Annotated in this window: 9 protein-coding genes and 1 pseudogene; all 10 read right to left on the bottom strand. The window is 31.4% G+C overall.

Translation table 11 applies throughout. The features are described from left to right. On the bottom strand, nt 1-581 hold a 581-nt coding region (locus Q0V08_RS10170; RefSeq protein WP_297434456.1), incomplete at its 3' end, for a F0F1 ATP synthase subunit gamma. Between the two features lie 14 nt (nt 582-595). Then, complete coding sequence (gene atpA / locus Q0V08_RS10165) at nt 596-2,098, bottom strand: F0F1 ATP synthase subunit alpha (protein ID WP_023051174.1); 1,503 nt, start codon at nt 2,096-2,098, stop codon at nt 596-598. Nucleotides 2,099-2,131: 33 nt separating this feature from the next. Beyond that, the gene (gene atpH / locus Q0V08_RS10160) at nt 2,132-2,653 is read right to left on the bottom strand and encodes an ATP synthase F1 subunit delta (protein WP_297434454.1); all 522 of its coding nucleotides are present in this window, start codon (nt 2,651-2,653) and stop codon (nt 2,132-2,134) included. Continuing rightward, on the bottom strand, nt 2,650-3,156 hold the full coding sequence (gene atpF, locus Q0V08_RS10155) for a F0F1 ATP synthase subunit B (protein ID WP_051364176.1): 507 nt from the start codon (nt 3,154-3,156) through the stop codon (nt 2,650-2,652). The genes atpH and atpF overlap by 4 nt, the downstream gene beginning before the upstream one ends. Before the next feature lie 46 nt (nt 3,157-3,202). After that, nucleotides 3,203-3,472 (bottom strand): ATP synthase F0 subunit C, encoded by a 270-nt coding sequence (gene atpE / locus Q0V08_RS10150; protein ID WP_040407557.1) that lies wholly within the window; start codon nt 3,470-3,472, stop codon nt 3,203-3,205. A 48-nt stretch (nt 3,473-3,520) separates the two neighbouring features. Beyond that, nucleotides 3,521-4,330, bottom strand: a complete 810-nt coding sequence (atpB, locus tag Q0V08_RS10145; RefSeq protein WP_297434451.1) for a F0F1 ATP synthase subunit A — start codon at nt 4,328-4,330, stop codon at nt 3,521-3,523. Between the two features lie 23 nt (nt 4,331-4,353). Next, on the bottom strand, nt 4,354-4,728 hold the full coding sequence (locus tag Q0V08_RS10140; protein WP_297434449.1) for an ATP synthase subunit I: 375 nt from the start codon (nt 4,726-4,728) through the stop codon (nt 4,354-4,356). Nucleotides 4,729-4,741: 13 nt separating this feature from the next. After that, complete coding sequence (locus tag Q0V08_RS10135) at nt 4,742-4,927, bottom strand: AtpZ/AtpI family protein (RefSeq protein WP_297434458.1); 186 nt, start codon at nt 4,925-4,927, stop codon at nt 4,742-4,744. Nucleotides 4,928-4,977: 50 nt separating this feature from the next. Beyond that, complete coding sequence (locus tag Q0V08_RS10130) at nt 4,978-5,688, bottom strand: class I SAM-dependent methyltransferase (protein WP_297434446.1); 711 nt, start codon at nt 5,686-5,688, stop codon at nt 4,978-4,980. Nucleotides 5,689-5,696: 8 nt separating this feature from the next. After that, nucleotides 5,697-5,918, bottom strand: a pseudogene (locus Q0V08_RS10125) (phosphoglucosamine mutase); the annotation flags it as partial.

Here is a 5,918-nt window from a genome sequence, read left to right as displayed (position 1 = left end):
TCAGCTCTTTCTATAGGAATTAATTTACTTACTGTTAGATCACTTACTAAAGCTGATATAAATTTGTTATATATTACATATACTTCATCAAAAATGTTGTTATAGTAATATTCAACAATATTTTCACTAATCTCTTTCGCTTTGTCAAACATAGTTTCAGGAATTAGTTGTATATATTCAGCCTTTACATCGTAATTTCTCTTTGCACAGTATTCTTTAGCTTTCTTTCCAACTGCAATTACAGAGACCTGTTTCCCACTATTTTCAGCAATCAATCTTTCTAGTGCTTTTAATGTATTACTGTTGAAACTTCCTGCTAGTCCTCTATCTGAGCACATAACAATAACTCCAACTTTTTTTACATCATCTCTACCATCAAAAAGTGGATGTTTTTCACTTTTTACACCTGCCGCAATATTTTGTAATATCTTAGCTATACTTTCTGAATATGGCTTTGATTGAGCTACTATTGTTGAAAACTTTTTAAATTTTGTAGTCGAAACAATTTCCATGGCCTTTGTAATTTGGTGAGTAGACTGAACACTTTTTATTCTATTTTTTATCTCTCTAGTTCCAGCCATTTGCCCACCTCTCTTTAATTAAAATTCTTTTTAAATGCTACTATAGCTTCTACAATTTTAGCCTCAAGATCTTTATCTAAGCTTTTCTTCTCAACGATCTCATCTAAAATAGTTGTTGTATTTCTCATTTCAGTAATTAATTCTTTTTCGAATCTTCTTACATCTGCAATAGCGATATCATCTAAGAAACCGTTAATTACAGTATAGAATGATACAACTTGCTCTTCAACTGGATAAGGACTGTATTGTGGTTGCTTTAAAACTTCCATAATTCTATGCCCTCTTTCTAATTGAGCTTTTGTAGCTTTATCTAAATCTGATCCAAACTGTGCGAATGTTAATAACTCAGTATATTGAGCTAATTCTAACTTAACTTTAGCAGCAACTTGTTTCATAGCTTTAATTTGTGCAGATCCTCCAACTCTTGATACAGATATTCCGGCATTGATTGCTGGTCTAAATCCAGAGTTAAATAATTGTGCATCAAGGAATATCTGTCCATCTGTTATTGAAATAACGTTTGTAGGGATATACGCTGATACGTCTCCTGCTTGAGTTTCGATTATTGGTAGAGCAGTTATTGATCCTCCACCTAATTCATCAGATAACTTTGCAGCTCTCTCAAGTAATCTTGAGTGAAGATAGAATACGTCTCCTGGGTAAGCTTCTCTTCCAGGTGGTCTTTTTAATAATAGAGACATTTCTCTGTATGCTACTGCATGTTTTGAAAGATCGTCATAAACTATTAAAACTGCTTCACCTTTATCCATGAAGTACTCTCCCATAGCTACTCCTGAGTATGGTGCTAAATATTGTAAAGGAGCTGATTCAGAAGCTGTTGCTGCAACAACTATAGTATATTCCATAGCTCCCGCATCTTCTAATCTCTTAACAATCTGAGCAACTGTTGATCTTTTTTGACCAATTGCAACATAGATACATTTTACTCCTGTATTTTTTTGATTTAAGATTGCGTCAATAGCAACTGCTGTTTTACCAGTTTGTCTATCTCCGATAATAAGCTCTCTTTGTCCTCTACCAATAGGTACCATTCCATCTATTGATTTGATACCTGTTTGTAAAGGCTCAGATACTGGTTTTCTTGAGATAATACCAGAAGCTTTTCTTTCTATCTCCATGTATTTCTCAAACTTTATTTCACCTTTTCCATCAATTGGCTCTCCTAAAGCGTTAACTACTCTTCCTAACAAAGATTCTCCAGCTGGAACTGAGGCAATTCTTCCTGTAGCCTTAACCTCGTCTCCCTCTTTAATCTTTGTATAGTCCCCTAGTATAACTGCTCCAACGTTGTCCTCTTCTAGGTTTAGAACCATTCCTGTTATTCCGTTAGGAAACTCTAAAAGCTCTCCCGCTTTTGCACTGCTTAATCCGTAGATTCTAGCGATACCGTCTCCTACTTCTAATACAGAACCTGAAGTTTTGACATCAAGACTCTTTTTGTAATTCTCGATCTCAGTTTTGATTATATTACTTACTTCTTCTGGTCTGATTTTCAACTGATTACACCTCCTAATTTTACAAGTAGTTTTTTATTTTTGTGTTAGAGTTTCTAATTGTCTACGGATACTTCCGTCTGTTACCTCATCACCTATTTTGATAATTCCTCCACCTATTAGAGATTTATCTACATTAACTACTAGCTTTATCTTTTTACCTGTTTTATTTTCAAGATTTTTAGAAAGTTTCTCTTTTTGCTCATCACTTAAAGCAACTGCAAATGTAGCTTCAACATCTAAAATTTGATTTTTTGCATAATCTAACTTTACATACTCTGCTACAATCTCTCTAATTTGTGCAATTCTTCCTTTTTCTAAAATATAGAAAAGAATTTCTACTCCTTCATTAGAATCTGAGAAAATTTTCTGTAAAGTTTCTTTTTTTTCACTCTCTTTAATTAGAGGGTGAGTTATAAAGTTTCTAAAATCAACATCTGTTTTATAAAGCTCCATAGTAGCATTTAATACATCATATATTGATTTAACTTCATTTTTTTGCACAGCAACTTCATATATTGCTTCTGCATATCTTTTACCAATTTGGTTTCCTATCATTTTACTCCCCCTACCTCATCTATAAATTTGTCAGCTAGGGCAGCTTCTAAATCAGAGTTTAAATTCTCTTTTATTATCTTCTCAGCTAATGTTACTGCTAATTGGTTCATTTCAACCTCTAGCTCTTTCTTAGCTGCGTGTTTCATCTTTTGAATTTCTAGCTCTGCTGATTTAAGCATTTTGTCTCTTTGAACAGTCGCTTCAGAAATGATAATTTCTTTTCTTTCATCAGCTTTCTTTTCTGCTAATTGAACTATTTTTGTAGCTTCATCTTTAGCATCTTTTAATATTTTTTGAGCTTCTTTATTTTTTAATGCAGCATCCTCATTGTTCTTTTGAGCTTCTGAGAATTCAGCTGCAATCTTCTCTTTTCTTGTGTCCATTAACTTCATTAATGGAGCTTTAAAGTATTTATTAAATATAAACACTAAAATGAAGAAGTTTATTATTTGCCAAAACATGTTAATATCTATCGATACTGCAGGCATATTTGTTGGTGCCAAGTCTTCTACCTCCTTCCTAAAAGTATTTGATGTATTTTATAAAAAATTATCCTAACATTCCTACGAATGGGTTAGCATATAATAAGATTAGTGCAATTACTAATGAATAGATACCTGTTGACTCTGATACCGCTTGTCCAAGTACCATTGTAGAAATGATATCTCCTTTAGCTTCTGGTTGTCTAGCTACTGCCTCAACTGCTTTACCAGCTGCGTATCCTTGTCCAACTCCTGGTCCTATACCTGCGATCATTCCACATCCTGCTCCTACTGCTGATGCTGCTAATACTATAGTTTTTGCTAACATTAAATCCATAATCATTTACCTCCTAGTTATTTTAAAATTTAATCTTGTTAGTTTTTATTAATCATTGGGACACTCTGCATCCCCTAATGAACCTTGAATATATACCATACTTAGCATTAAGAATACAAAACTTTGTACTACTCCACTAAATATATCAAAATAAAGATGTAACGGTGCTGGAATAACCATTGGTGCTGCTTTATAAATAAGCCCCATTATTACCATTCCCGCAAACATATTTCCAAACAAACGTATAGAAATATTTGTTGGTTTTGCTAATTCTCCTACTATATTAATAGGTAGCATAAATGGCATAGGTTCTAATAACCCTTTGAAATATCCTAGTATACCATTTAATTTGATGCTAGTTCCTAAGAATGTAGCTGTAGTTAACATCGCTAATCCAACTGTTGTATTAAGATCTGCTGTCGGTGCTCTAAATGCAGGTGCTATAGCAAACACTCCATCTTCAAAGCTTCCCCAAGGAATTGGTGCAAACATAAGTAAATTACATCCTAGTATGAATAAAAATAATGTAGCTAGATATGAGAAATACTTTGCTGTCCATCCTCCTAACATTTGATGAATAATACCATGTAGAAAATCATAAACTGATTCAGCTGCAACTTGTGCTCTTCCTGGAATCATCTCTAATTTTTTTGTTCCCATTTTAAATAAAAGTGTTAACACTAATATTACAAACCATGTACTTATTACAGTTATTGTAACTGGTAATCCAAACTTTCCATCAGCATACTCCATAGAAAATGGAATTTGATGTAAAAAATCTGGTAATGGTATGTAGAACATTACTGCAGGTCCTTCTACTAATGGTGGGGTAATAAACTCTATTGGTCCTATTCTCATAAGTTTCGCCTCCTTTCAATAGTTTATTTTAAATACTTAGATTTAAACTTTTTTATATTGTTAAATAAAGTTATAGCTAAAATATTAATCTTAATATTTAATAAACCTATAACTCCACTAACTAACATTGGAAAACCATAAAATTTTGTAGCCAGTGCTAGAAATATCCCGTATAAAAAATATCTTTTCAAATATCCTATTACTCCAACTTTGAATGGAGAGTTTGAAGCTAAACTTGCTTTTGCATCAAGACATATCATATAAAACCCAACTACTGATAAAATTGCTCCTGAAAACATGCCTATATAAACATATTTATTTCCTGATAACACTCCGTATATTAAAACTACTATTGCAGCTATAATCCCACGTTTTATTATTTTTTTTAACTCATCCATATATCACTCAACCTTATTTTTTCATTATTAATTTATAAGCGTTATAAAATGCACTAAATATACCTACTATAACGAAGAAAATAAATAATGGCGTGCTTTTAAAAAAATATTTTTCTATTAGCTTATATATAAGAATAAAAACTCCTATATTTCCAATTATTACAAACCCTAAAAACCCAAGCAGTGAAAAATAATGCATAAAGTCCTTATTAAAAAACACCATGAATTTTCACTTCCTTAAGAAAAAAATTATTTTTTTACCATGTAAAAAAACCTTTGCCCTGCTATTCTATCATTTTTACCAATACTTAACAAGTTTAAATTATTTTTTTCAATAATTTTTCTAATTTCGAACTCTTCAAATATTCTCTTTTCATATAGTTCTTTTAATTTCTCATAATGTCCTGCTCTATTTTTAACAAAATATACTGCTTCTACAATATCTAATTCATCTTCTCTAAAATGTTCCCAAATAATAGTCATATCTTTTCTATCATCGTAATATACACCACCTGGAAACATTTTATCCATAAATTCTCTATCTATAATGTCAAAAATATAAATACCACCTGGATTCAAATTATTATATATTGAACTCATTAAATCATCTAAGTCATTTAATGATGTTAAATGGTTCACTGTATCAAAAAGTGACACTATTATATCATAACTTTCACCCGTATTAAACTCTCTCATATCTCCTAAAAATAACTTAACATTTTTATTTTTTAATTTTTTATTAGCTATTGTTAACATATCTGCTGATAGATCTAATCCTGAGCAATCAAAATCATCTTTTAATCTTAGAAGTGTTTCTCCTGTTCCACACCCTAAATCTAGTAATTTTTTACCTTCAACTCCCGATTCTTTAATTTTATCCTTTATCAAATCAGCCCACTGATCGTAATCGCAATGTTGCATAAACTTATCATAAACTTTTGAAAAATTTTTATAATACATTTTCTCTCCTAAATTAACTCTTTTTCAACAACTGCAGCTATTTCTTTAGCTACTTTTTCAACTGTTGCCATCTCTTTTCCTTCAACCATTACTCTCACTATTGGTTCTGTTCCAGATGTTCTTACTAATACTCTTCCTAAACCTGCCATCTCTAACTCTTTTTCCTCTATAAATTTAACTATTACTTCGTTTTTATTCCATAGATTCTTTTTACTATTATCTACTCTAAC

The sequence above is a fragment of the uncultured Cetobacterium sp. genome (assembly GCF_947038635.1).
Lineage (GTDB): Bacteria > Fusobacteriota > Fusobacteriia > Fusobacteriales > Fusobacteriaceae > Cetobacterium_A.
Note: the sequence above shows the minus strand (reverse complement) of the source record. Positions and strands in the feature narration are given on the sequence as shown.